Here is a 24,115-nt window from a genome sequence, read left to right as displayed (position 1 = left end):
AGAACCCCTGTCTGCTAACGCAGACAGGGGTTTTGTCGTTTCAGGGCTCCCAAAACTCAGGCCGCTTTGCGAGCCTTGCTGATGCGCCGGGCCTGCCACTTGCGCCACCAGATGTAGACGCCAGTCCCCGATAGCCCTGCGATCAGAACCCCCAATACTGCGATGATTACTTGCCCGGTGAAGCCGATGATCCGTCCGCCATGTATCGGTAGTTGCAAGCGGTAAAATCGTTCCCCCAGCGTCCCTTGTCCGGCAATTTCCTGACCTAATAATCGCCCGTCAGTACCGTGGAAGAACAACCAGGATTTGCCATGCGCTTCAGTGTCGTGATGCCCGAATCCTGCGCCGTAGAAGTTGTACTCAAAGCTGTAATACAACTCTCCGATCGCCGCTGTCAGTCCTAACCTCTTCCCCTCCAGCAATGCCCTTTCGTACGCCTGTTGATAACTCAACTGCGTCACCCCCAACGCCGACGGAGGCATTCGCCCTCGGGCTTCATAAACGCTCGGCTCGATCGGTGAAAACAGCGACACCGCCGGTTTGAAGACCTGACTGGGCAAGTTCATCGCGACACTGCTGACCGCGATCGGTAGCAACAACAACCACAGCCACAATCCCCCCGCGCGATGCAGATCGAAGTTGAGCCGATAAGCGTGCCCGCCCTTGATCTTCCAGGCCAACGACCACTTTTTCCAGAACGGTTTGCCACGGGGAAGCGTCAGCCACAGCGCAATGAAGCAATCGATTACCCAGGCGATGGCAACCAGGCCCATCAACCACAGGCCCCAGTTGCCGGGCAACGTCAGGTTGTAATGAAACTCAAGAATGAACGGAATGAAGTTCTCCCGCGCAAAGCAGCATTCACCCCAGTAACGTTGGCCTTTCTGCTCGGCATTTACCGGGTCCAGATAGAACACCTGATTGCGCTCATCAAACGGTTTGCCGGTCGCCGGATCATTGCGCGGCACCGCCGCCAACATGGCGGTATGTCCCGCCTCCTGCGGATACTCCATGTACCAGACCTGCAACTTCGGATGCGAGGTTTGCACCGCGTCGACCAAGGTCCCGGGAGGCAATCGTTGCCCCTCAGATGAAGCCGCGTAGAACTGCGGATTCAGCCACTCATCCAACACATGATTGAACGCAAGAATGCTCCCGGTGATCCCGGCCAGCAGTAAAAACACCGCCGTCGCCAGCCCGATATAGCGATGCAACAACACCAACAATGCGCGCATGAAATGTTCCCCACAGAGACGACAAAGCCAGCCCCTGAAAACAGGAGCTGGCTTTTTTATGCACAAGGCAAAGGTTTAGAACTGGTAGCTGACCGTGGCAGCGACGTTGCGCTCTTCGCCCATGTAGCAGAAGTTCAGACTCGCGCAGGAGGCCACGTAGGATTCATTGGTCAGGTTGTTCGCGTTCAGACGCACGTCGACACCTTTCAAACCGACCTTGCCCAGGTCATAGCCGATCGATGCGTCGAACAGTGTGTAGGACGGCACCTTCAGGGTGTTCTCCGCATCCGCCCAGCTGTAACCGACATAACGCACACCACCGCCCAGACGCAGGCCATCGAGCGCCGCGCTGTCGAACTTGTAGTCAGCCCACAACGACGCCATATGCCGCGGCGCCTGGGTCGGCGAGTTGCCCTTGTTCTCGATCACGGCGGTCGGCGTGCTCAGAGTGCTGACCATCGACTTCGAGTACTCGATATCGGTGAAGGTATAGCTGCCGAGCACTTTCAGGTTGTCGGTCAACTGCATGTGCGCTTCCAGCTCCAGGCCTTGCGAGCGGACAGCGCCCACCGCGCGGTAGAAGTTTTCCTGAGGCAGCTTGGTCGCCAGATTTTCCTGATCGATCCGGAACAGCGAGGCGGTGAACAGGTTGTCGGTGCCCGGCGGTTGATACTTCAGGCCGACTTCCCACTGTGTGCCATCGGTCGGAGGCAGAGGATTGCCAGCGCTGTCGGCATACGAGTTCGGGTTAAACGACTCGGAGTAGCTGATGTACGGCGCCAGGCCGTTCTCGAACAGATACAACGCGCCAGCACGTCCGGTCAGTTTGGTGCGCCGGTCATTGATTTCAGTACCGACCGGACGGCCTGCTTCGGCGATACGGTTCTCATCCGAAGTCTCGACCCAGTCCTGACGCAGACCCAGCGAGAAGCGCCACTGGTCCATCTCGATCAGGTCTTGCAGGTACACGCCGGTCTGCTCCAGGCGTCGCAGGTAACTGGTGTCGCCGTACATATCGATCGCCGAATTGCCGTAGACCGGGTTGAGCGCGTTGATCGGGGCCAGGCCGCCACTGGTCCAGTCGACCACGGTTTTGCGCCGTTGATAGTCGGCGCCCATCAACACCGTGTGCTTGGTCGCACCGGTGAAGAATTCGGCCTGCAGCATGTTGTCGATGATGAACGCATGCAGGCGTTCATCGCCGCCGGGGTAGTAGCGGTTCAGTTCGTTGCTGGTTGGCGTCGTCCAGCCGTAGGCGTAGACCTGATCCATGTTGACCTTGGAGTCGAGGTAACGGAAATTCTGCCGCGCCGTGAAGACATCGTTGAAGCGATGCTCGAACTGATAGCCGAACGACTGCTGATCCCGCGAGTAACCGTCGATCCCCGGCTCCCCCTCGAAGAAGTGCGGCGAGATGCGGTTGCCGTTGCGCTGATGAATCGTGCCATCCGCCGGCACGCCACCGTGGTAGCCGCCATCCGGATCGTGCTGCAGATACGCCTGCAGCGTCAGCGAAGTGTCTTCGCTGAAGTCGATGCTCAGGGTCGGTGCGAGGGCGAAGCGTTTTTCCTTGTTGTGGTCGAACTGCGTGTCGGACTGATCCGTCAAACCGGTCAGACGATAGGCAATGCGTTTGTCGTCATCGACCGGACCGCTGAAGTCAAAACCGACACCGCGCTGACCTTGGGTGCCAACCGTGGCCTGAACCTGATGATAGGCCTCGTACAACGGCTTTTTGCTGGTCAGCGCCACCAGGCCACCGGGCGAACTGCGGCCATACAAGACCGACGACGGGCCTTTGAGAATATCCACACGCTCAAGGAAATACGGATCGACCTGCATGGTGCTGTAGGTGCCGCTGTCGCCCATCGACTTGAGGCCGTCGAGGTAGATGTTGTCCACCGAGCCATCGTTGAAACCGCGCATCGCCACATAGTCGTAGCGATGAGTCGCGCCGTAAGGGTTGGTCAGCACGCCGGGGGTATAGCGCATTGCCTGGGAGACGGTCTGTGAGCCTTGATCGTCCATTTGCTCGCGGGTCACCACCGATACGCTTTGCGAGGTTTCCAGCAGCGCGGTACTGGTTTTGGTAGCGATCTGGCTGTGCGTGGCGTTGTAGCCTTCCATGCTGCCCAGCGCGTTACCGAGGGCGAAACCTTTGATATCGGTGGTTGGCAGTGCCAGCGCCTCGGGTTCGCTGATTGAACGCAGGATGTAGCTGTTTCCGTCTTGGCTGACCGCTTCCAGACCCGAGCCGCCCAGCAAATGGCTCAACGCCTGATCGGTGGAATATTCGCCCTGTACGCCCGGAGACTGCCGCCCCTGCGTTTGCTGCGGGGTCATCGACAAGGTGATGCCCGCCTGACGCGCGAACTGGTTCAGCGCTTCGCCCAGCGGGCCGGCGGTGATGTTGTAGCGATGACTGCTCGCTTCACTGGCATTGGCGGCGAGGCTCAGGCCTGGCAGCACACCGGCGCCCAGAACGGTGGACAGCAGGGCCGCGCGAATGGCGTGCCCCAGCAGGCCCGATTCGGCAGTGAAATTCAGCGAGTTCTTACAGGTGAGGCGGACAGTCATTGTAGGTTTCCGTAGGGAGTCGCAAAGGCTGAGTTGAAGTGCTTACTGACCAAGCCGGACTTGTCGCGAAAACCCGCCAAAATAATTTCAGGCCACAGCCTCAAGCGTTACCCACCAACGGGTGCGATAGCGCAATTGCACCGGCAAAGTCTGCGGCAGGATTGCCAGCAGCTTGTCGGTGTCCTCCAGGCGGAACACACCGGACAGGCGCAGATCAGCCACCTGCGGCGTGCACGTCACGAAGCCCTGACGATAACGTCCGACTTCATTGAGGAAATCGCCCAGGCGCATGTTGCGGGTCACGATCAAACCATCGACCCAGGCGCCCGCGTCCATATCCAGTGGTGGTGCAGGGCGCACCTGATGGTGATCGATCAGAAAGGTCTGTCCGGCGAGAGCCTCAACCGAAGCTCCGCCGTTGTGGATGGCGACGCGCCCGGAGCTGACGCTCAGTCGCGTGCAATCGTTTTCCTGGCGCAGGATGAAGCGGGCATTGGCCGGCTCATAAGTGCCATGGCGACTTTGCACGCGAAGCGGGCGGTTGAATGCCGCGCCTTCATCATTACTCCCGCAAGTGACGATGATTTCGCCTCGGGTGAGTTTGATCAGCCGCTGCTGCGCGGTGTAATCCAGATCCACGGCGCTGGCCGTGTTCAGCTCGATCCGCGTGCCGTCGGGCAACTGGAAGCCGCGACGCTCGCCGGTCGCCGTAGCGTAGTCGGCGCGCCACTGCTGCCAGACGGCGGTGTCCTTGGCCAGCCATGCGGCGGAACCCATCAGCACCGCGCCGGACAGCAGCTTCAAGGCCTGCCGCCGCCCCAGCCCCTGCGCACTGTTTTCCAGAGTATTGAACGCCACCTGTGCGCCGGGCACGGCGCGCAGGTTATGGCTCAGTTCGGCCTGCAGCGACTGCACGCGCTGCCACGCCAGTTCATGCTCGTGATGCTCGGCGCGCCACGCTTCGCATTGGCGACTCAGGCGCGCATTGCCATGGTTGTTGCGCAGCCGCAGCAGCCAGTGAATGGCTTGTTTGACCACCTGTTGCGGCGGTTCGGCGCGTCGCCCGGTCGAGAGGTTATCCACAGGCATCAGCTGTCGTACCGCAACACGTAGCAGTGATACAGCGCATCGGCGACGTAACGCTCCACCGAACGCAGAGACAAGCCCAACTGTTCGGCGATCTGCTTGTGCGTCAAACCTTCGCACTGCGCCAGCAGAAATGCCTGACGGACTTTCGGCCGCAATCCTTCGAGCATGCGCGCGATGCTTTCGAGCAGCTCGATCACCAACGCGCGGGCTTCGGCGCTCGGGGTTTCGGCTTCGGGCAAGTGGGCGATGGTTTCGAGATAGGCGCGTTCGATTTCTTCACGACGCCAATGGTCGATCACCAGGCCGCGAGCGATGGTGCGTAAAAATGCGCGGGGCGCCTTGAGCTCCAGGCGTTCGGTACGTTGTAGCAGGCGTACGAAGGTGTCCTGAGCCATATCCGCCGCATCTGCGGCATTGCCCAGCCGTGCTCGCAGCCAGGCGTTGAGCCAGCCGTGATGACTACTGTAAAGCGCCTGCACTGCAAACTCAGGTGAGGACATGAACGCGACAGCCCGAACGTCACAAATGATAATTAGTCGCATTTTTATCAAGGGCGGTGAATTTTGCAACCTCCGCTCGGATAACCCGCATAAAAAACTTTATAGCGAACGCTCTGGCACGCCGTTCGGCGGGAATCTGTCAGAAATGCCGTGCATTTCCCACACAACCCTAAGATTTCTGCGAACCGTGCCGACAGACTGGTGAGACATGCGTGCACCAAAGTAGAGCGGCCATCAGAACGCTGCCTGCGCTGTACATGGAATGTTGCATCCCGGAACGCATCCCCACTTTTGCATAAGAAGTCCCATGAAATGAATCTCAAGTTCAGCCATAAAATCCTGTTGGCCGCCTCGGGCGTCGTGGTCCTGGCTTTCGCTTTGTTCACCCTCTACAACGACTATCTGCAGCGAAACACCATTCGCCAGAACCTCCAGTCGTCTGTGCAGCAGGCCGGCGATCTGACCGCCAGCAGCGTGCAGAACTGGATGAGCGGGCGAATTCTGGTGCTGGAAAACCTCGCGCAGAACGTTGCCCATCAGGGCAAGGACGCCGACTTCCCGGGGCTGGTCGATCAACCGGCCTTCACCTCGAACTTCCAGTTCACCTACGTCGGTCAGGCCAACGGTGTGTTCACCCAGCGCCCTGACGCGAAGATGCCCGACGGCTACGACCCGCGTCAGCGCCCTTGGTACAAGCAAGCCGTTGCTGCCGACAAAACCATGCTGACCCCGCCGTACATGGCCGCGGTCGGTGGTCTGGTGGTGACCATCGCCATGCCGGTGAAAAAGAATGGCGAGCTGCTGGGGGTGGTCGGCGGTGACCTGAGCCTGGAAACCCTGGTGAAAATCATCAACTCGGTGGACTTCGGTGGCCTCGGCCACGCATTCCTGGTCAGCGGTGACGGTCAAGTGATCGTCAGCCCGGACAAAGACCAGGTGATGAAGAACCTCAAGGACATCTACCCGAATTCCGGAGTGCGCATCGAGAAGGGCAACCAGAACGTGGTGCTCAACGGCCAGGAACGCATTCTGTCGTTCACTCCGGTCAGCGACTTGCCGAATGCCGATTGGTACATCGGTCTGTCGATCGATCGCGACAAGGCCTACGCCGCCCTCAGCCAGTTCCGTACTTCGGCGCTGATCGCGATGTTCGTCGCGGTCGCTGCGATTGCGCTGCTGCTGAGTCTGCTGATCAACGTCCTGATGCGTCCACTGACCACCATGGGCCGCGCGATGCGGGACATCGCTCAAGGCGAAGGTGACTTGACCCGGCGTCTGGTCGTGGAAGGCAAGGATGAGTTCGCTGAACTGGGCAGTTCGTTCAACCAGTTCGTCGAGCGCATTCACGCGTCGATTTCCGAAGTGTCATCGGCCACGCGTCACGTGCACGACCTGTCGCAACGCGTGATGGCCTCGTCCAACGCCTCGATCATCGGTTCCGACGAACAAAGCGCGCGCACCAACAGCGTGGCCGCCGCGATCAACCAGTTGGGCGCCGCCACTCAGGAAATCGCCCGCAACGCCGCCGATGCTTCGCAGCACGCCAGCGGCGCCAGCGAGCAGGCCGATGACGGTCGTCAGGTGGTCGAGCAGACCATTCAGGCGATGACCGAGCTGTCGCAGAAGATCAGCCTGTCGTGCACGCAGATCGAAACACTCAACGCCAGCACCGATAACATCGGCCACATCCTCGATGTGATCAAAGGCATCTCGCAGCAGACCAACCTGCTGGCGCTCAACGCGGCCATCGAAGCGGCACGTGCCGGTGAAGCCGGACGCGGTTTTGCAGTGGTGGCGGACGAAGTGCGCAACCTCGCCCATCGCACCCAGGAATCGGCGGAAGAGATCCACAAGATGATCACCTCCTTGCAGGTCGGTTCCCGTGAAGCGGTGACCACCATGAACGCCAGTCAGGCGTCCAGCGAAGAGAGCGTTGAAGTGGCTAACCAGGCCGGTCTGCGCCTGGTCAGCGTGACCCAGCGCATCGGCGAAATCGATGGCATGAACCAGTCGGTGGCCGCTGCAACCGAAGAGCAGACCGCCGTGGTGGAAACCCTCAACGTCGACGTCAACCAGATCAACCTGCTGAACCAGCAGAGCGTGGCCAACCTCAATGAAACACTGAAGGATTGTGATGCGTTGTCGCAGCAGGCCAACCGCCTGAAGCAGTTGGTGGACAGCTTCAAGATCTGATCCGCAGATTGAAGACCGCGTTATCGTTCTTCGCGAGCAAGCCCGCTCCCACAAATTGACCGCGTTCCTACAGAAGGAATGCAATCAAAAGGTGGGAGCGAGCTTGCTCGCGAAGGCGGTAGCTCAATCACCGCAGAACTGAAGCCTTATACAAACAGCTTCAACACATTCCCCATCGCATCATCGGCAAACCCCTGCACGAAATCCTTGAAACCCGGCAGTGCTTCCTCCCCACCTGAAGCCGGCTCGGCAATGATCGTCCAGGTCGCCCGCGACTTCCCTGCGCCCAACGATTCCACATTCATCGCCGCCCACAGATTGGCCACACCCAGGGTGTTGTAGATCGTGGTCCAGGTCATGGCCCGTGCCTGCTCATCGCGGGAGTTGAGTTGCTCGACCACCACGTTGCCGTCCTTGAAGAATTTCTTGCGCAGCGAGGACACGCCTTCGCCGGTCATTTCGATGTGCGACAGCGCCGGGATGAAGCGGTCGAAGCCAGCGAAATTGCCGACCACCGCCCAGACCTGCGCCGCGTCCGCCGGCACTTCCACCGAAGAGATGACATGGCAGCCGTGAGGGTTTTTGATCAGGGTGTCCGGTTGCAGAGTGCTCATGGTGTTGCTCCTTTTTTGGATGAATCAGATGAAGTTGATTTCTTTCAGGTAATCGCAGCCGCGACGCAGCAGCGCCGGGGATTTTTCCGGGTAGTGCGCGCCCATCTGTTGCACGCCGGCTTCGGCGTTGGCGTGGCCGATCAGGGAGATGTCGCCAATGTCCTCCTCGAAGCCGTTGAGGTAGAAACCGAGCACGCCAAACAGCGCGTTGTCGGTGTCGACCCGGCCCAGTTGCTGCTGCCAGTCGGCGACGCTGACCAGCGAGAATTCGCTGCCGGTTTCGCGGAACGAGGCGACGTAGGCATCCCAACTCAGCGGTTCGGGGTTGTGCAGGTTGAACACCGCGCGCTCGGTCGAATAACGGCTGGCGTGGAAGGCGATGAAACGCGCTAGAAAGTCCACCGGCATCAGGTCGAAATTCAGCGCGAAGGCCGGCACCTGACCGAGCTGGATCGAGCCTTTGAGCATCAGCATCAAGCGGTTTTTGTGCGGCTGGCAGACGCCGCTCAGGCTGTTGAAACTGATATTGCCGGGGCGATACAGGTTGACCCACACCCCCCGCTCGCGCGCCCGCTCGAGGACGCGTTCGCCGACCCACTTCGACAGGTTGTAGCCGTTGCGGATGTAGATCGGCGGGGTCGGCGCGGCAGGCAATTCGAGCACTCGGCCTTCGCCATCGACGGTGCTTGAAGCGGACAGCGTCGAGACAAAGTTGAAGACCTTTTTGCTGCGTCCTTCACACAGGCGCAGCAGCTCGAAAATCGGCTCGACGTTATCCGCTGCCAGCGACTCGTAATCGAGCACGTGGTTAACGTTGGCGGCGTTGTGCACCAGTGCGCCGAACTCGCGATCGAGGCGCTGATAATCGTCGTCGGTCAGGCCCAGTTGCGGGCGGGTGAGGTCTGCCGAATAGATCCGCACCCGACTCAGATCCAGGTGCTCGAGACGGTTCTCGCGCAATGCCTGAGCAAAACGCTGCGCCGCCGTTTGCCCGCCACCATCACGCACCAGACACGCCACTTCGCTGGCGCCCCAACCGAGCAGCGCTTCGACGATGTGCACGCCGACAAAACTGTTGGCGCCGGTGACGATCACCTTGTGCACATCACCCAGACGACTGATCGGCAGCGGCTCGATGTTCAGCGGGCGCTCGGCGTCGGCCATGGCCTGGGCGCTGAGCACCGCGCTGTCATCGGTACCGCGCACCAGCGTCGCGAGTTTGCTGATGGTCGGCAGTTCGATGAAGCGGTTGATCGAGATGCTGCGCCCGAACTCCTCACGCAAGCGCAGCAACATCCGCGACAGCAGAATCGAATGTCCACCGAGATTGAAGAAGCTTTCGTCGGTGGAAATATCGCTGCTCGGCAGCTCCAGCAGTTCCGCCCAGATCTCCAGCAGCAGCGCTTCGTCGGCGTTTGCCGGCAGGCATTTCGGGCCGCCGTCCTGCACACTCACCGGCAGCTCCACCAATGCCTTGCGGTCGACCTTGCCGTTGCTGGCGAATGGCATCTGCGCCAGTTCAGTCCAGGCCACCGGTTGCATGTAGTCCGGCAGAAACTGCTGGGCATGCGCCTTCAACAGATCGCGGGCAGCGTCCGATTGCGGCTGGGCGAGGAACGCCAGAATCCGCCGCTGACTGTCGATCACCACCGCCACCTGACGGTACAACTGGCTCTCGCGCAGGCAGCGCTCGATCTCTTCCGGCTCGACCCGGAAACCGCGGATCTTCACCTGATTGTCGCGCCGTCCGCACAGCTCGATGCCGTGTTCGCCCCACTTGGCCATGTCGCCGCTGCGGTAGGCGCGCAAGCTCTCACCGTGCGGCAGTTGCAGGGTCAGATAACGCTCTGCGGTCTGCTGCGGATTGTTCAAGTAACCGAGGCAGACGCCGGGACCGACGATGAACAATTCGCCGACGGTGTTCTCCGTCACCGGTTGCAAGTCGTCATCGAGAATCAGCACCTGACTGTTGGCAATCGGTGCGCCGAGGGTGCGGTTGCTGTCACCCGGTTGGAGCTGGCGAGCGGTAATCAGCACCGTCGCCTCGGTGGGGCCGTAGAGGTTGTGCAGCTTGCCCTGCCGGGTCAGTTGCTCGATGACGAAGGGCTCGCAGACGTCGCCACCGGTCATCACCTCCACGCCTTGCAGTTGCTCCAGCGGCAGGATGCTCAGCAGCGCCGGCGGCAGGAACGCGTGGGTCAGTTGCCGGCGGCGGATCAGCGCCACCAGTTGCAGTGGATCGCGGCGTTGGGTGTCGTCGGGCACCACCAGTTCGGCGCCCTGCAGCAGACTCGGGAAGATATCGATCAGCGATGAGTCGAAGCTCAGCGAAGAGAACTGCAAGACCCGACTCTCGGCGCGCAACTGCACGTAATCGGCGTACCACGCCGTGAAGTGGGCGAGGTTCGCCTGGCTCAGCAGCACGCCCTTCGGATGGCCGGTAGTGCCCGAGGTGTAGAGCGCCATGCATGGCGCTTCAAGCGTCGGTCGCTGACGCATCAACGGCAGGTCGAGATCGGCGTCGGCACTGTCGATACGACTGACATCCAGCCCGGGCATTGACTCGCTGAGCGGGTGCTCGCCGTCGTGCAGCAACAGCAAGGCTCCGGCGTTCTGCAGGATGTATTGCTGACGCTGCAACGGATGGCTCGGCTCCAGCGGCAGATACACCGCGCCACTGCCGAGCACCGCCAGAATCGAGGCGAACAGCGCCGGGCTTTTCGGCTGGCAGATACCCACGATCCACGGCTGCGGATGCTGTTCGAGCAGCGATTGCAGACGTTGCTGGATCGCACGGCTGTGGGCGTGCAACTGGCGGTAGCTGAGCGACTGCTCGGCCAGATGCAGCGCCGGTCGCTCGGCGTGTTCGATCAGGCTCTGTTGCAGGCGCTCGATCAGCGGTGTCTGCGCCTGTTGCAACAATGCCGGATGCGCCGTGGCGTTGAGGCGATGGACGTAAGCCAGGCTGTCGAGAAACGACAGGTCTTCCACCTGCTCGAAGTCCGGCGCCGTGGCCGGCGATGCCTGCTGGAAGTACCCGGCATCGCGGGAGAAGCGGCTGACCAGCAGCGCGACTTCGTCGACCAACTGCGTCAGCACTCGCTGGCGCAGTGCCTGACCGTTGCCGGACGGCTCCTCGCCAATCGGCACGCGGCTGATCAGTGACGAGCCGATGAAACACAGCAGGTCGAGTGTCGGCAAACCACCAATGCTTTGCCCTCCGATACCCAGGCGCAGATGCAGGTGGGGGATTGCACAGCGATCGCCGGCGCCGATGAAGCCATCGTCGATGATCAGATCCACTGTCGATTGCGCGGCGCCGCTGCGCATCAATGAGTGACCGTGTTGTTCGAGTTCCTGTGCCAGGTCGGTCATGGCCTGGCTGGCGCCAATCAGCAAAATGTCGAGACGTCTCATGTCGGCCTCCTCATCACACCAGATAGTCACGCAGGGCGTGCTGCACGCAGGGCGTGTCGAGCAGCGAGCTGTTGTGGAAAAAACGCACGATGTTGCCCACCAGCGGATGGTGGCGATTGATCGGGAAGGCCAGTCCGGCCATTTCGTCCTTGAGCGAGCGGCGGATCGCATCACTGACCGGCAAGGCGTCGATCAGGCGCAGATCGAAGGACTTCTGGATGTCATTGGTCAGGTAATGGCCGATGAACACCGGCAGGATCTGCGCGATGGTTTCCCGGTCCGCGTCATTGGCGGTATGCCAATAGATGCGCACCATGCGCGCCCAGAAGCTGGAGTGCCGGCCCTCGTCGAGCAAGTGATCGGCCATCAGGCCTTTGATCGACGGCTTGACCGTGTCGTCCCGGGCGAACGCGGCGACGTCGCCGGTCACGGTGTTTTCGGCGATGGCGACGCAGATCAACTCCACCGCGCTGCGCAGGTGCTCGGGTGCCAGGGCCACAGCGGCCGGAATCGCCCGGCTCAGTTCGATTTCAGCAGGCAGTTCGATCGGCTCGATGCCGGTCATGGCCACGGTCTGCTGCATGAAATCCATCGCCACCAGTGCGTGGTAATCCTCGTCCACCACCACGGTCATCGCGTCGTAGCGACAGGCGAACGGGAACGGGAACGGCACGGCGAAGCGATTCTTGGCGATGGCGCGGGCGGTCCGGTCGACGATTTCGGTCTCGAAAATCACCACGTCGTTGATGAACTTGTACAGCGTCTGCACCAACGCAAAATCACGCTGCTGCGGGCACTCGCGCAGGAACGTTTCGCTGAGCACCAGGGGCTGGCGGCTCAACGGATAGATCAGGCGCTCATCGTCTTCCAGAACACGCCGTGGCCGGGTGCGGATGGTGGCGCGGGTTTCCCAGGCGTCGGCGAAGGATTGATAGTCGGCGGCGTTCATTGGGCCACCTCCGCCAAAGGTTCACGCATGCTCAGACGCAGGCCGTCCCACAGGGCGATGCGGCTTTCCACGGCCGCGATGGCGCTGGCGTAGACCTCGGCTTCACGCTGCGGATCGCCATCGACCAGGCGCTCGAGCAATTGCTCGGCGGCCGGGCCGTGATCCTCGGAGTCGACCTCGATGTGGCGTTCCAGGTAATAGCGAAAGGTTGGTGCCTGTTCGATGCCGATCCCCCAGTCATCGAGGATGCGCTGGAACATTGGCGGGATCACGCTCTCGCGGCCATGCAGGAACGCGGCGGCGACGCTGTGGCCTGGCGCATGCAGCGCGGTGTTTAGCGTCTCGCGGACAAATTTCGCTGCTGCCGGATCAACCTCAACGCTTTGCAGAGCGACGTCGTAACTCACGCCTTCCTGTTGCAGCGCGACAAACCGCTCGACCGCCGTGGTGCTCGCACCGACTTCGCGCATGGCGTCCAGGTACAGCTCGAAATGGCTGTAATGGCCGTGAGCGGGACGGTCGTCGGATTCTTCGCCGAGCACGATCTCGTTGATCAGCCGCGCAGCATGCGGATCGCGTGGCGGCAACCATGGTAGGCGGGTGCAGGTCAGTTCCTGTTGCAGGCGCTTGGTCAGCGACATGAAATCCCACACGGCGAAGACGTGAGACTCCATGAACCGGCGCAGTACCGATAGCGAATCGATTTCGGTAAAGATCGGGTGAACGCTCAATTGAGCTTTTTTCAGGGCGAGTTGTTCTTTAGTTGGCATCATGGCGAACCTCGGTGTTATTGGAATAGAGGGAGTTGCTCGTTCAGTGCATCAACGCGGACTTGATAAATTTGAAATGTTTTCTATTGGCGAGCGCGGGCCTCATTCGTATTAATGAAAGTTTGCAAAGTGCATGAAAGGCTCTCGGCCATGCGTTGGCGACTATTTGCCAAAGCTATTGGCTGACTGCGGAGCCGTGCCGTGTTTGCGGGTTGAACCTGCTCGGCGAGGAAAAGCTAATACATCGTCAAATAACTTAACAAGTTTATTTTTAATTATTTTTAGTTGTGTATTTTTCAAATATGAGTTGGCCCGGTAAAACTTTTGATTTCAGTTTTACTTGGGCGTAGTTGCTCCTTTCGGCAAATAATGGCCAAAATTGAAGGCAAGAGTGAATGCCTCACTCAAAGCAACTTTCCGATGCAAAGATTGAAGTGATGTATAGGAATGAAAGTTGGCCGGAAACGGCGCCGTAACTTCCTTTTATCCCGTGGCAAGGCTCCTTCCGTAGGTTCCTGGTGCGGGGACTGCGCCGGCGGTGCGGAGCGTCGCCCGTTCTTCATGGGTTGGCCGTTAAAGAGTGCGGGTAAATTGGCAGGACGGCTATGACCGATTCGTCCGCAGCGAGCTGCAATGCCGTGCATATGGGCGCAGGGAGGTTAGAGCGAACAGGCGGATCCGCCACCGGGATTTGCGGCAGACCGTAGAGGGGATTTGTAAACGGGTTATTCGCCGGTCAGCTGCGAGAGCCTGAGACCGGCGTGGAGAGCATCAGCGAACGGCCTTGCGGTTTTGTCCGGCGGGACTGGCGAGGAAGCGGGTGATGACCTCGACGCCACGGTTGAGGTGATGTGTGAGCAACTTCACCGACAGCTCGACATCGCGCTCGATCACCGCGTGGAGCATGGCGCGGTGATCTTCCTGGGACAACTTGCCCAGACCCATGGCTTCAAGGTTGAAACGCAGAAAGCGCTCCTCCTCGTTGAGGCCGTCTTCGACCAGCCGCAGCAGACGCTTATTCGGTGCCTTGCTGTACAGGGCCATGTGGAACAGACGGTTGAGCCGACCGATTTCACTGTAGTCGTGCTGGGTTTCGAGTGCTGCGATATAGCCGGCGGCAATCTCGTGATCGGCGCTGGTCAGCAACGGGATCGACTGGCGCATGGCCTCGGATTCGAGGAGGATCCGCAACTCGTAGGTTTCGGTGGCGTCGCCCTGGATCAGCGGCGCTACAACGGCGCCCTTGTGGGTGGTGACGCTCAGCAGTTCCTGCGCTTCGAGTTGGCGCAGAGCCTCGCGCACCGGCATGCGGCTGACCCCGAACAGGTCGGCCAGGTCCTGCTGGCGCAGGGCGGTGCCGCACGGCAAGCGACCGTCAAGGATCGCCGAGCGCAGGGTTTCTTCGATGATCGAGCGGGCAAGGTGTGCGGGAATCGGCCCATCGACTTTGATGCTGTGCAGCGGTTTGGGCTTCTGTGTCACAACTACTCACCCTGAATGACGACGGAATTTGGATCCAAAGACACTAGTGATTGCTCTACAGGTTGTCAAACCATGTAAAGGATTGCTGTCCTCTGTGAAGTTTAGCGCGATGGCGATGATCTCATGGTGCCATTGTTTTTTGCCGGGCTAAGCTTCACCATCAAACGCTTTCCTTCCTGCCTCCTGGAAACCTGCTGTGGCGGTACGTTTCGCGATCCCCCGGACTTTGCGCTGGCTAGGCTGTGCACTGTTGCTGGCCGGCGTCATGCTGGGCGGTCTGCATGCCGATTGGGATTTTTCCGCGATCAGCCGCAAGGCCACGGCGCTGTACGGCCCGCTGGGTGCCGGGCAGCAGCGGATCGATGCCTGGCAGAATCTGCTGGCGACGCAGAAACAGGTCAGCGAGATGGAAAAGCTCAAGGTGGTGAACCTGTTTTTCAACAAGCAGATGCGCTATGTAGAGGACATTGATCTGTGGGGGCAGGTCGATTATTGGGAGACGCCCATCGAGGCGTTGTGGAAAGGCGCCGGCGATTGCGAAGACTATGCGATCGCCAAGTATTTCAGCCTGCGCCATCTCGGGGTATCCAGTGACAAGCTGCGCATCACCTACGTCAAGGCACTGCGCCAGAACCGCGCGCACATGGTGCTGACTTACTACGCCACCCCCGATGCCATGCCACTGGTGCTCGACAGCTTGATCGATCAGATCCAGCCGGCGTCGCAGCGAACCGATTTGCTGCCGGTCTACTCTTTCAATGCCGAAGGTCTGTACCTGCCGGGGGCCAAGGGCAACAAAAGGGTCGGTGACACCAAACGCCTGTCGCGCTGGCAGGATGTGTTGAGAAAAATGCAGGCCGAAGGTTTCCCGGTCGAAACGACTAACTAGGAGCACGCGCTCAGATGTCTTTGTTCAAACAGCTGTTGATCGCTATCTGTCTGTTCCTGGTGGTCGCCTTCACCGGCAGCTTCATGGTCAGTCTGGAGAGCTCGCGCACCCAGTACGTCAACCAGTTGCGCTCCCACGCCCAGGACGCCGCGACGGCGCTGGCGTTGTCGCTGACGCCGAATATCGACGATCCGGCGATGGTCGAACTGCTGGTCAGCTCGATTTTCGACAGCGGCTATTACGCGAGCATCCGCGTGGTTGATCTCAAGACCGACAAGACCATCGTCGAGCGCAGCGGGATTCCGGCGGTCAGCAATGTGCCCGACTGGTTCGTCAAACTGATTGGTCTGGAGCCGGCCGGCGGCGATGCGTTGGTCAGCCGTGGGTGGGAACAGGCGGCGCGGGTTGAAGTGGTCAGCCATCCGATGTTCGCCGTGGCCAAGCTGTGGCAGAGCGCGTTGGGCAGCCTCGGCTGGCTGCTGCTGTGCGGCGCGGTCAGTGCGGCGCTTGGCGCGCTGCTGCTGCGCCGGCAATTGCGCCCGCTCGACTACATGGTCAAACAGTCCCACGCCATCGCCCGCCGCGAATTCCTCAGCCTGCCGGAGCTGCCGCGCACTCCGGAACTGCGGCGCGTGGTGCAGGCGATGAACCAGATGGTCGAGAAGCTCAAGGCGCTGTTCCAGGAGCAGGCCGAGCGCAGTGAAAAACTGCGTGTCGAGTCCTATCAGGACAACTTGACCGGCCTGGCCAACCGACGTTATTTCGAAATGCAGTTGAACAATCGGGTGAGCAATGCCGAACAGGCCAGCTCCGGTTATTTGCTGCTGTTGCGGGTCAAGGATCTGGCCGGGCTCAACCAGCGCCTGGGCGGTCAGCGCACCGATGAATTGTTGAAAGCGGTCGGCGAGCAATTGTCCCGCGAGTGCGCCCGCTACCCGGAAACCCAGAACCTTGTGACGCGCATTCGCGGCGGCGAGTTCGCCGTGCTGGCGCCGGGGCTGGTGCGTGAAGAAGCGCTGCAACTGGCGCAGAACCTCGACAGTGCGTTGAGCAGCCTGCACGCCACCGGCGCCACGGATGTACCGGCCGTGGCCTCGATCGGCCTCGCACCGTTTGCTCACGGCGATTCACCGCAAGCTGTGCTGACACTGGGTGATCAGGCGCTGGCGCAGGCTGAGGGGCAGGGCGAGCGGAACTGGGCCTGTATCGATCAGAGCCTGGTGGCCGATGTCGGTGACGATCACCACGCCTGGCATCGGTTGCTTGATCAGGCGCTGAACCAGCAGCGTTTCGAGCTGTACTTCCAACCGGTGGTGGCCGCCCAGGACACGCAACTGGTGTTGCATTACAAAGTGCTGTCGCGACTGCTGGATGAGCAGGGCGAGACCATTCCGGCCGGGCGTTTCCTGCCGTGGCTCGAGCGTTTTGGCTGGACCGCGCGACTCGACCGCCTGATGCTCGAGCGGGTGTTGGAGCAGATGAAGGGGCATGAGGATTCGCTGGCGCTGAACCTGTCCTCGGCAACCCTGGCCGATTCGCAGGCCCTGAACAAAGTGTTCGAGATTCTGCGTGCGCACTCCGACCTCGGTGAGCGCCTGACGCTGGAGATCGGCGAGGAGCAATTGCCGGAGCAAGCGGTGTTGGAGCAGTTGACCCGACGTCTGCGTGAACTCGGTTTTTCCCTGAGCCTGCAGCGCTTTGGTGGACGCTTCAGCATGATCGGCAACCTGGCGCGGCTGGGGCTGGCGTACCTGAAGATCGATGGCAGCTACATTCGCGCGATCGATCAGGAGAGCGACAAGCGCCTGTTCATCGAGGCGATCCAGCGTGCGGCGCACAGCATCGATCTGCCGCTGATCGCCGAGCGGGTCGAGACCGAAGGCGAGTTGTCAGTGATTCGCGAGATGGGCTTGTACGGAGTGCAGGGGCAGTTGTTCGGTGAACCCAAGCCCTGGAAGTAACCTGTTCGTCATTCGTTGTCGGTAAATCAGCCTTCGCGAGCAAGCCCGCTCCCACATTGGAATGCATTTCAAATGTGGGAGCGAGCTTGCTCGCGAAGGGGTCAGTCCGGTCACTGAAGATCGCGGATCAGATCAGCCCGGTCTCTTCGTCGTCGATCAAGTGGCTCAACCCGCCCAGCGCTTCCCGCGCCTGGGTCCGATCCATCAGCTTGGCCTGCGCCGCCGGCGGCAGATCGGTAACGCGGATCACGCCCTTCTGGGTCAGCACCTGAATCAGGTCGTCGAGTACCCGAATCATCTCCAGATCGCTCTGTTTGAGCTGTTTCAGGCTGGTTTCCACGACCTCGTTGGCGAACCAGGCCTGGATTTCATGGCTGTCGGCGGGCAGCGTTTCCGAGGCTTCGGCGTAGGCCGCAGCTTCCACGCGGATCAGCTGACCCTGCGCATCGCGTTGCACGTAAAACATTGAGCATCCCTCAGAAAGAACCAGCGTCATGCTGTCAGCAGCATAGGCCAACTGCGCGCGAGTATGCGGTGCGGCGACGAAATCGTCACCGGTGCGATAGGCGCAAACGTGACGGCCGCCCCAAGGGGCGGCCGTTTTGTTCACGCATCAGCTGTTGTTGTGGTCGACTTTGATGGTCGGATCGCTGCCGGCAATCAGGTTATGAATGTTGGCGGTTGACCAGTTGTTGCCTTCCAGTTTGATCGTCACGTCCGGAGTGGCCGCAGCGGCATCGCCGGAGTTGAACTTGCCGCCGGAGCTGACTTGCAGCGACGACACGCCGTCGACCGTGGTGATCTTCAGGAAGTTGTCGATGGTGCTGCCGGTCTCGCCCTGCAACAGGTCACGCAGATCGATGCGGTCGCCTTCGTTGGCATTGAAATCCTTGATCACGTCGTTGCCGGTATCGCCTGCTTTCCAGACGAAGGTGTCGGCACCGGAACCACCGATCAGGATGTCATTGCCCTGGCCGCCGATGAGCGTGTCATTGCCGGTGCCGCCGAGCAGGATGTCATTGCCCTTGCCGCCGTCGAGCAGGTCATTGCCGCCCGAGCCGAACAGGATGTCATTGCCCGCGCCGCCCAGCAGCGTGTCGTTGCCGTCATGCGCACCGGACACGTCGAACGCCTGATAGTGCTCGGTGATGTACTGGTGCACGTTACTGGTGGTGACTTTGCTGACGTCGACCCCGGTCTGCTGCGCCACGAACGCCTGCATTGCCTGATAACCCTCGCCGGCAATGCCGTTGAAGCTCACCAGGTCGCCGAACAGGATGTCGTTGCCGTCGCCACCGCTGACAGTGTCGTTGCCCGGCATCGTCGCTTCGGTGTGGCCGATGATCGAGTTGGCCAGGTCCTTCGGATCGATGTTGGTCTGCGGCGAGTGATCCGAGTCGTACGGTTTCAGATCGTTGAGGCTGACACCGCTGTTGATACCGATGGCTTCGACGTTCGACAGGCCGCTGAGCAAGGCAAAACTGCTGTTGGCGTTATCGGTGGTGGCCGAGCTGGTGCTGCTGCCGCTGCCCGCCAGGCTCGACAGCTCATAGGTGCCATCACCCTGAGCGTGAACAGTGCCCAGGTTGGTTGCGGTCCAGCCGTAACGGCTGGTGTAGACCTGCAACTGCGCACTGCCGTTGGCACTGATGCTCAGGTAATGCGTGCTGTCGATGTAAGTGCTGAAGGTATCGCCCAGCTTGTAGTTGCTGGTCGTCACCACACTGTCGAACTTCACGCTGCCGTACAGCGTCGGGTTGGTCTGCTCGCCGCTCTGGTAGTAGGTCGGCTGGCCGTCGGTGATGAAGTACGTGAGGTTCTTCGCCCCGGTGTTCGCCACAGCTTCCGTGCTCTGGAAGAAGTTGGCCGTGGTCTTGAACACGTCCTCGTAGTTGGTGCCGCCGCCGGAGGTCATCGAGTCGAGTACGGCTTTGAGCTTGGTCAGCGCGTTCGGGTCGTTGAGGTTCACCGACACCGACTTGTTGACCTGGGTATCGAAGTCCACCAGGAAGATGTTCACCGTGCCCGAGTTGCTGCCGCTCAGGCTCTGCTTGAGGGTGTTGAACACCGAGGTCAGCGAGTCCTTGGCCGCGTTGATCGACGAGGTGCTCATGCTGCCCGAGGAGTCGACCATGAACGCGATGTTGTAGTTGGTGCCCGGCACCACGGTCAGACCGCCGATGTCGGCGACCATGATGTCGTTGCCATCGGTGCCGTTGAAGGTGTCATCGCCAGAGGTACCGACTACGGCGTTGTACACCGCCGGCACCACGGTGACCGGAATGGTCGCGGTGCTGCTGGCCGAGCCGCCGACCATCTCGGTGGAGGTCGACGTCACGGTCAGGTTGAACTGGCCGTTGTAGTAGGTCGGCGGGGTCACGGTCAGGCTGCCGAGGCTCCAGCCGGTGACGTTGGCTTCGCCATTGCTCGCGGTGACGGTGAAGCTGTGGCCGTGACCGTCGGAGAGGACTGAGCCGACCGGCGCGCCGCTGATCTTCACGCTCAGGGTTTCCGAGCCGTCGGTGTCGGTCAGCGCAGTGTTGATCGCCGACAGTTTCACCGTGGTGCCTTCGGCGCCGGTGTTGAGTTTGTAGCCGTCGTAATAGCCTTCGCCGTTGGTGCCGTGCAGGTCGGAGACGGTCACACCGGAATTCACCAGATCCTGCACGCCGGTGTAGATCGGCACGCCGGCGCTGCTCAGGTCGATTGGCGTGCTGCCGTTGACCGACAGGTTCACGTCATAGCTGCCGGGGCCGCTCTGGTTGTGGTGGTAGATGTCCAGGGTGTAGTAGCCGCTGGTGGTCGGGGTGAACGAGCCGCTGATCGCACCGCCCGCGCCCCAGGTACCCGACGCCACACTCTTGCCGCCAATGGTGATCAGCAGACTGTCGTCAGCCACACCGCTGAAGCTGTAGGTTTTGCCGGCTTCCAGATAGATCAGGCCCGAAGTTTTCGACGCGGTGCCGGCGGCCACACTGCCGTCCGACTGCACGTTGGTCACGTTGCTGCTGGAGTTCGGGGGGCCGGCGCCGTCGATCACGTTTTTCAGGGTGGTCGAGTTCGCGCCGCTGCCGTCGGTGCCAAGACCTGGCAGGCCGGTCCAGACTTCCTTGACCAGCCCGGTGGACTTCACGCTGTTGTCGGCCACGCTCACGGTCGGTGCATCCGCCACCGGCGTGATGTCGATCTTCACGGTGCCGGTGTTGCCCAGCAGTTGGCCGTCGGTAGGCTGGAACTTGATCTGTGCATAGTCAGCCTGGTTGTTGCCCAGGCCGGTGCCGCCGTAACCGTTGACGCCCGACTCGTTGGCATCCGGCATGAAGCGCAGCTTGCCAGCGTCGATGTCAGCCTTGCTGAAGGTCTGGTTGTTGGCGACGTCTTTCCAGGTCGAGCCGTCCAGATACTGCAGTTTGCCTTCGCCCGGCAGCTGGGTGATTTTGATGCCCAGGCTGCTGGCCGGGCTGTCGACGTCGGTCACACCGAAGGTCGACCAGCCGAGGATCAGCGGCGTGTCTTCGGTGCCGGTGACGTTGACCGGCGCTGCAACCGGCGCATCGTTGACCGCCACCACGTTGACCGTGGTGGTCGCGGTGTTGGAGTAGTTGCCGCCATCGGTCACGGTCACGGTGATGATCCGCGGCACGGTGCTCGGGTCTTCACTGCTGTTGGTGAAGGTGATGTTCTTGATCGCCTGCATGTAGTCGGCCAGCGTCGCGTTGCCCGACAGGGTCAGGGTCACGGTGCCGTTGGTGCTGTTGGCATTGATCGTAATGCCGTTGACGCTGTTGCCGAGGTTCAGCGCATCGCCGTCCTGACGGTTGGTCAGCACGATGGTCGCGCCGGTCAGCATGGTGCTGTCCGGGTCGGTGATCGTCAGGTCAGTGTCGGCAATCGACACGCCGGCGCCCGGAGTGTTTTCGGTGAAGGTCACCTTGTAGTCGGCACCAGTGGCGCCGCTGGAGTTGTTGGCGTCGAGGTCGATGACCGGTGGCGCATCGTTGTCGATGATCGAGGTGCTGACGCTGCCGTTGGTGCTGCTGACGGCCAGGTTCTCGAAGTTGCCGCCGGTCGCCGAGTCGATCTTGACCACGAAGTTCTCGGTGCCTTCGGTGATCTTGTCATCGATGGTCGCGACGTTGAACTGCGCGCTGCTGGCGCCCGCCGGGATCTTCACGGTGTACACACCGGTGAAGTCCGAACCGTCGGCGGCGGTGCCGCTGTAGACGATTTTCAGGGTCACGTCGGTCTGCGCCGGGTGGGTCAGGCTGACGGTGTAGCTGGCGGTCTGGCCTTCGGTCACCGAGGTGCTGCCGGTAATGCTGACGGTGGTGGTGTCGATGGTATCGGCGACGTTGGTCACGGCCGGTGTCGTGCTCGGTACCAGGTTCTCGAAGTTGCCACCGCTGGCGTTGGTGATGGTCGCCTGCACGCTGCCGGCGTCTTTGTAGACGTCGTCAGCCGGAGCCGGAACGGTCACGGTGCCAGTGGTTTTGCCGGCGTCGATGGTGATCACCGAGCCGTTGCTCAAGGTCACGGTTACCGGGGAACCGGCGGCGTTGCTCAGGGTTGCGGTGTAGGTGATCTGGCCGCCCTCGTTCACCGCCGGGGTCGCGCTCAGCGACAGACTGGTGGTGTCGATGGTGTCGGTCACGGTGGTGCTGACCGGGGTTTTGTCGGCGACGAGGTTTTCGTAGTTACCGCCGGTCACGTTAGTGATCGAGTTGGTCAGCGGAGCGTGGCCGGTCAACGCATCGTTCGGGGCGATGCTGGTCACGGTGCCGGTGGTTTTGCCGATGTCGATGGTGATGCTCTGGCCGTTGGCGAGGGTCACGACGACTGGCGAACCGGTGACTGGCGCGCCCACGGTGGCAGTGTAGGTGACGGTGCCACCCTCGGCCACGGTGCCAGTGGCGGTGAGTTTCACGCCAGTGGTGTCGATGGTGTCGGTGACACTGGTCACGGCTGGTGTGGTGCTTGGGACCAGGTTTTCGAAGTTGCCACCGGTCGCCGACTTGATGGTCGCCTGCACGGTGCCGGCGTCTTTGTAGACGTCGTCCGCTGGAGCAGGAACGGTGACGGTGCCGGTAGTTTTACCGGCGTCGATAGTGATCACGGCGCCGTTCGACAGGGTCACGGTCACTGGCGAGCCAGCGGCGTTGGTCAGCGTCGCGGTGTAAACGATCGATCCACCCTCGGCCACGGTGCCGGTCGCGGTCAGCGACAGGTTGGTGGTGTCGATGGTGTCGGTCACGGTAGTGCTGACCGGCGTTTTGTCGGCCACCAGATTCTCGTAGTTGCCGCCGGTCACGTTAGTGATTGAGTTGGTCAGCGGAGCGTGGCCAGTCAACGCATCGTTCGGGGCGATGCTGGTCACGGTTCCGGTGGTTTTGCCGATGTCGATGGTGATGCTCTGGCCGTTGGCCAGGGTCACGGTCACTGGCGAACCGGTGACAGGTGCACCCACGGTGGCGGTGTAGGTGACGGTGCCACCCTCGGCCACGGTGCCAGTGGCGGTGAGTTTCACGCCAGTGGTGTCGATGGTGTCGGTGACACTGGTCACGGCTGGCGTGGTGCTCGGTACCAGGTTTTCGAAGTTGCCACCGGTCGCGGTCTTGATCGTTGCCTGCACGGTGCCGGCGTCTTTGTAGACGTCGTCGGCTGGAGCAGGAACGGTGACGGTGCCGGTGGTTTTGCCCGCGTCGATGGTGATCACGGCGCCGTTGCTCAGCGTCACGGTCACTGGCGAGCCAGCGGCGTTGGTCAGGGTCGCGGTGTAGATGATCGAACCGCCCTCGGCCACCGAATTGGTGGCGCTGAGCGACAGATTGGTGGTGTCGATGGTATCGGTGACGGTGGTCGAAACCGGCGTCTTGTCAGCGACCAGACTCTCGTAATTACCGCCAGTCACGCCGGTGATCGCGTTGGTTAGCGGCGCATGACCGGTCAACGCGTCGTTAGGCGCAGTAGTGGTCACGGTGCCGGTGGTTTTACCCACTTCGATGGTGATGTTCTGACCGTTAGCCAGAGTTACCACAACTGGCGAGCCAGTCACTGGCGCACCAACGGTCGCGGTGTAGGTGACGGTACCACCTTCAGCAGCAGACTCGGTCGCGGTGAGTTTCACCGTGGTGGTGTCGATGGTGTCGGTGACATTGGTCACGGCTGGCGTGGTGCTTGGGACCAGGTTTTCGAAGCTGCCACCAGTGGCGGACTTGATCGTTGCCTGCACGGTGCCGGCGTCTTTGTAGACGTCGTCAGCCGGCGCAGGAACAGTCACGGTGCCGGTGGTTTTACCGGCGTCGATGGTGATCACAGCGCCGTTCGACAGCGTTACGGTCACTGGCGAACCAGCCGCGTTGGTCAGCGTTGCGGTGTAAACGATCGAACCACCTTCGGCCACGGTACCGGTCGCGGTCAGCGACAGGTTGGTGGTGTCGAC

General features: G+C 61.2%; 13 protein-coding genes and 1 pseudogene. 3 read left to right on the top strand and 11 right to left on the bottom strand.

The window, feature by feature from the left end:
• Positions 1-56: 56 nt before the first annotated feature.
• The 4 genes from LCH64_RS28060 to LCH64_RS28045 all read right to left on the bottom strand — a co-directional run bounded on the left by LCH64_RS28060 (position 57) and on the right by LCH64_RS28045 (position 5,401).
• Complete coding sequence (locus LCH64_RS28060) at positions 57-1,235, bottom strand: PepSY domain-containing protein (RefSeq protein ID WP_226501944.1); 1,179 nt, start codon at positions 1,233-1,235, stop codon at positions 57-59.
• A gap of 75 nt (positions 1,236-1,310) precedes the next feature.
• Complete coding sequence (locus LCH64_RS28055; RefSeq protein WP_226501943.1) at positions 1,311-3,812, bottom strand: TonB-dependent siderophore receptor; 2,502 nt, start codon at positions 3,810-3,812, stop codon at positions 1,311-1,313.
• 87 nt (positions 3,813-3,899) lie between these two features.
• Positions 3,900-4,901, bottom strand: coding sequence for a FecR family protein (locus LCH64_RS28050; RefSeq protein WP_103486139.1), 1,002 nt, complete (start codon positions 4,899-4,901; stop codon positions 3,900-3,902).
• The gene (locus tag LCH64_RS28045; protein ID WP_226501942.1) at positions 4,901-5,401 is read right to left on the bottom strand and encodes a sigma-70 family RNA polymerase sigma factor; all 501 of its coding nucleotides are present in this window, start codon (positions 5,399-5,401) and stop codon (positions 4,901-4,903) included. The genes LCH64_RS28050 and LCH64_RS28045 overlap by 1 nt, the downstream gene beginning before the upstream one ends.
• 312 nt (positions 5,402-5,713) lie before the next feature.
• Between LCH64_RS28045 and LCH64_RS28040 the strand changes: the two genes are divergently transcribed.
• Positions 5,714-7,594, top strand: coding sequence for a methyl-accepting chemotaxis protein (locus tag LCH64_RS28040; protein WP_103519918.1), 1,881 nt, complete (start codon positions 5,714-5,716; stop codon positions 7,592-7,594).
• Between the two features lie 146 nt (positions 7,595-7,740).
• Here the strand turns inward: LCH64_RS28040 and LCH64_RS28035 are convergent, their stop codons facing one another.
• The 5 genes from LCH64_RS28035 to LCH64_RS28015 all read right to left on the bottom strand — a co-directional run bounded on the left by LCH64_RS28035 (position 7,741) and on the right by LCH64_RS28015 (position 14,826).
• Positions 7,741-8,208 carry an SRPBCC family protein gene (locus LCH64_RS28035; RefSeq protein ID WP_201136110.1) on the bottom strand — a complete coding sequence of 156 codons (468 nt, stop codon included), beginning with the start codon at positions 8,206-8,208 and terminating at the stop codon, positions 7,741-7,743.
• A 24-nt stretch (positions 8,209-8,232) separates the two neighbouring features.
• Positions 8,233-11,625 (bottom strand): non-ribosomal peptide synthetase, encoded by a 3,393-nt coding sequence (locus LCH64_RS28030; RefSeq protein WP_226501941.1) that lies wholly within the window; start codon positions 11,623-11,625, stop codon positions 8,233-8,235.
• Positions 11,626-11,638: 13 nt separating this feature from the next.
• Entirely contained in the window at positions 11,639-12,574 is a 936-nt protein-coding gene (locus LCH64_RS28025) for a diiron oxygenase (protein ID WP_226501940.1), read from the bottom strand.
• A complete protein-coding gene (locus tag LCH64_RS28020; RefSeq protein ID WP_003220443.1) occupies positions 12,571-13,347 on the bottom strand; it encodes a DUF3050 domain-containing protein in 777 nt (258 codons plus the stop codon). Before LCH64_RS28020 ends, LCH64_RS28025 begins: the two co-directional genes overlap by 4 nt.
• A gap of 768 nt (positions 13,348-14,115) precedes the next feature.
• On the bottom strand, positions 14,116-14,826 hold the full coding sequence (locus LCH64_RS28015; protein ID WP_226501939.1) for a GntR family transcriptional regulator: 711 nt from the start codon (positions 14,824-14,826) through the stop codon (positions 14,116-14,118).
• A gap of 196 nt (positions 14,827-15,022) precedes the next feature.
• On the opposite strand from LCH64_RS28015, the gene lapG reads away from it, so the two are divergent.
• Positions 15,023-15,715: a cysteine protease LapG gene (gene lapG / locus LCH64_RS28010; RefSeq protein ID WP_003220445.1), complete on the top strand. Its 693-nt coding sequence runs from the start codon at positions 15,023-15,025 to the stop codon at positions 15,713-15,715.
• Between the two features lie 14 nt (positions 15,716-15,729).
• Positions 15,730-17,676 carry a cyclic di-GMP receptor LapD gene (lapD, locus tag LCH64_RS28005; protein WP_103486144.1) on the top strand — a complete coding sequence of 649 codons (1,947 nt, stop codon included), beginning with the start codon at positions 15,730-15,732 and terminating at the stop codon, positions 17,674-17,676.
• A 127-nt stretch (positions 17,677-17,803) separates the two neighbouring features.
• On the opposite strand, the gene LCH64_RS28000 is transcribed toward lapD, so the two are convergent.
• Together LCH64_RS28000 and LCH64_RS27995 are read right to left on the bottom strand one after the other, a co-directional pair.
• The gene (locus LCH64_RS28000) at positions 17,804-18,142 is read right to left on the bottom strand and encodes a hypothetical protein (protein ID WP_003220449.1); all 339 of its coding nucleotides are present in this window, start codon (positions 18,140-18,142) and stop codon (positions 17,804-17,806) included.
• Between the two features lie 147 nt (positions 18,143-18,289).
• Positions 18,290-24,115: pseudogene (locus LCH64_RS27995) on the bottom strand (LapA family giant adhesin); the annotation flags it as partial.

Origin of the sequence: Pseudomonas sp. MWU16-30322 (assembly GCF_020515535.1) — a bacterium.
Taxonomy (GTDB): domain Bacteria; phylum Pseudomonadota; class Gammaproteobacteria; order Pseudomonadales; family Pseudomonadaceae; genus Aquipseudomonas; species Aquipseudomonas fluorescens_H.
This window is presented reverse-complemented; position numbering and strand designations above follow the sequence as displayed.

Excerpts from the sequence above, each read along its gene's own strand:
- LCH64_RS28040 (WP_103519918.1), top strand. The coding sequence starts at position 5,714 with ATGAATCTCAAGTTCAGCCATAAAATCCTGTTGGCCGCCTCGGGCGTC.
- LCH64_RS28050 (WP_103486139.1), bottom strand. The coding sequence starts at position 4,901 with ATGCCTGTGGATAACCTCTCGACCGGGCGACGCGCCGAACCGCCGCAA.
- LCH64_RS28020 (WP_003220443.1), bottom strand. The coding sequence starts at position 13,347 with ATGATGCCAACTAAAGAACAACTCGCCCTGAAAAAAGCTCAATTGAGC.
- LCH64_RS28060 (WP_226501944.1), bottom strand. The coding sequence starts at position 1,235 with ATGCGCGCATTGTTGGTGTTGTTGCATCGCTATATCGGGCTGGCGACG.
- LCH64_RS28030 (WP_226501941.1), bottom strand. The coding sequence starts at position 11,625 with ATGAGACGTCTCGACATTTTGCTGATTGGCGCCAGCCAGGCCATGACC.
- lapD (WP_103486144.1), top strand. The coding sequence starts at position 15,730 with ATGTCTTTGTTCAAACAGCTGTTGATCGCTATCTGTCTGTTCCTGGTG.
- LCH64_RS28025 (WP_226501940.1), bottom strand. The coding sequence starts at position 12,574 with ATGAACGCCGCCGACTATCAATCCTTCGCCGACGCCTGGGAAACCCGC.
- LCH64_RS28035 (WP_201136110.1), bottom strand. The coding sequence starts at position 8,208 with ATGAGCACTCTGCAACCGGACACCCTGATCAAAAACCCTCACGGCTGC.
- LCH64_RS28055 (WP_226501943.1), bottom strand. The coding sequence starts at position 3,812 with ATGACTGTCCGCCTCACCTGTAAGAACTCGCTGAATTTCACTGCCGAA.
- LCH64_RS28045 (WP_226501942.1), bottom strand. The coding sequence starts at position 5,401 with ATGTCCTCACCTGAGTTTGCAGTGCAGGCGCTTTACAGTAGTCATCAC.
- LCH64_RS28000 (WP_003220449.1), bottom strand. The coding sequence starts at position 18,142 with ATGTTTTACGTGCAACGCGATGCGCAGGGTCAGCTGATCCGCGTGGAA.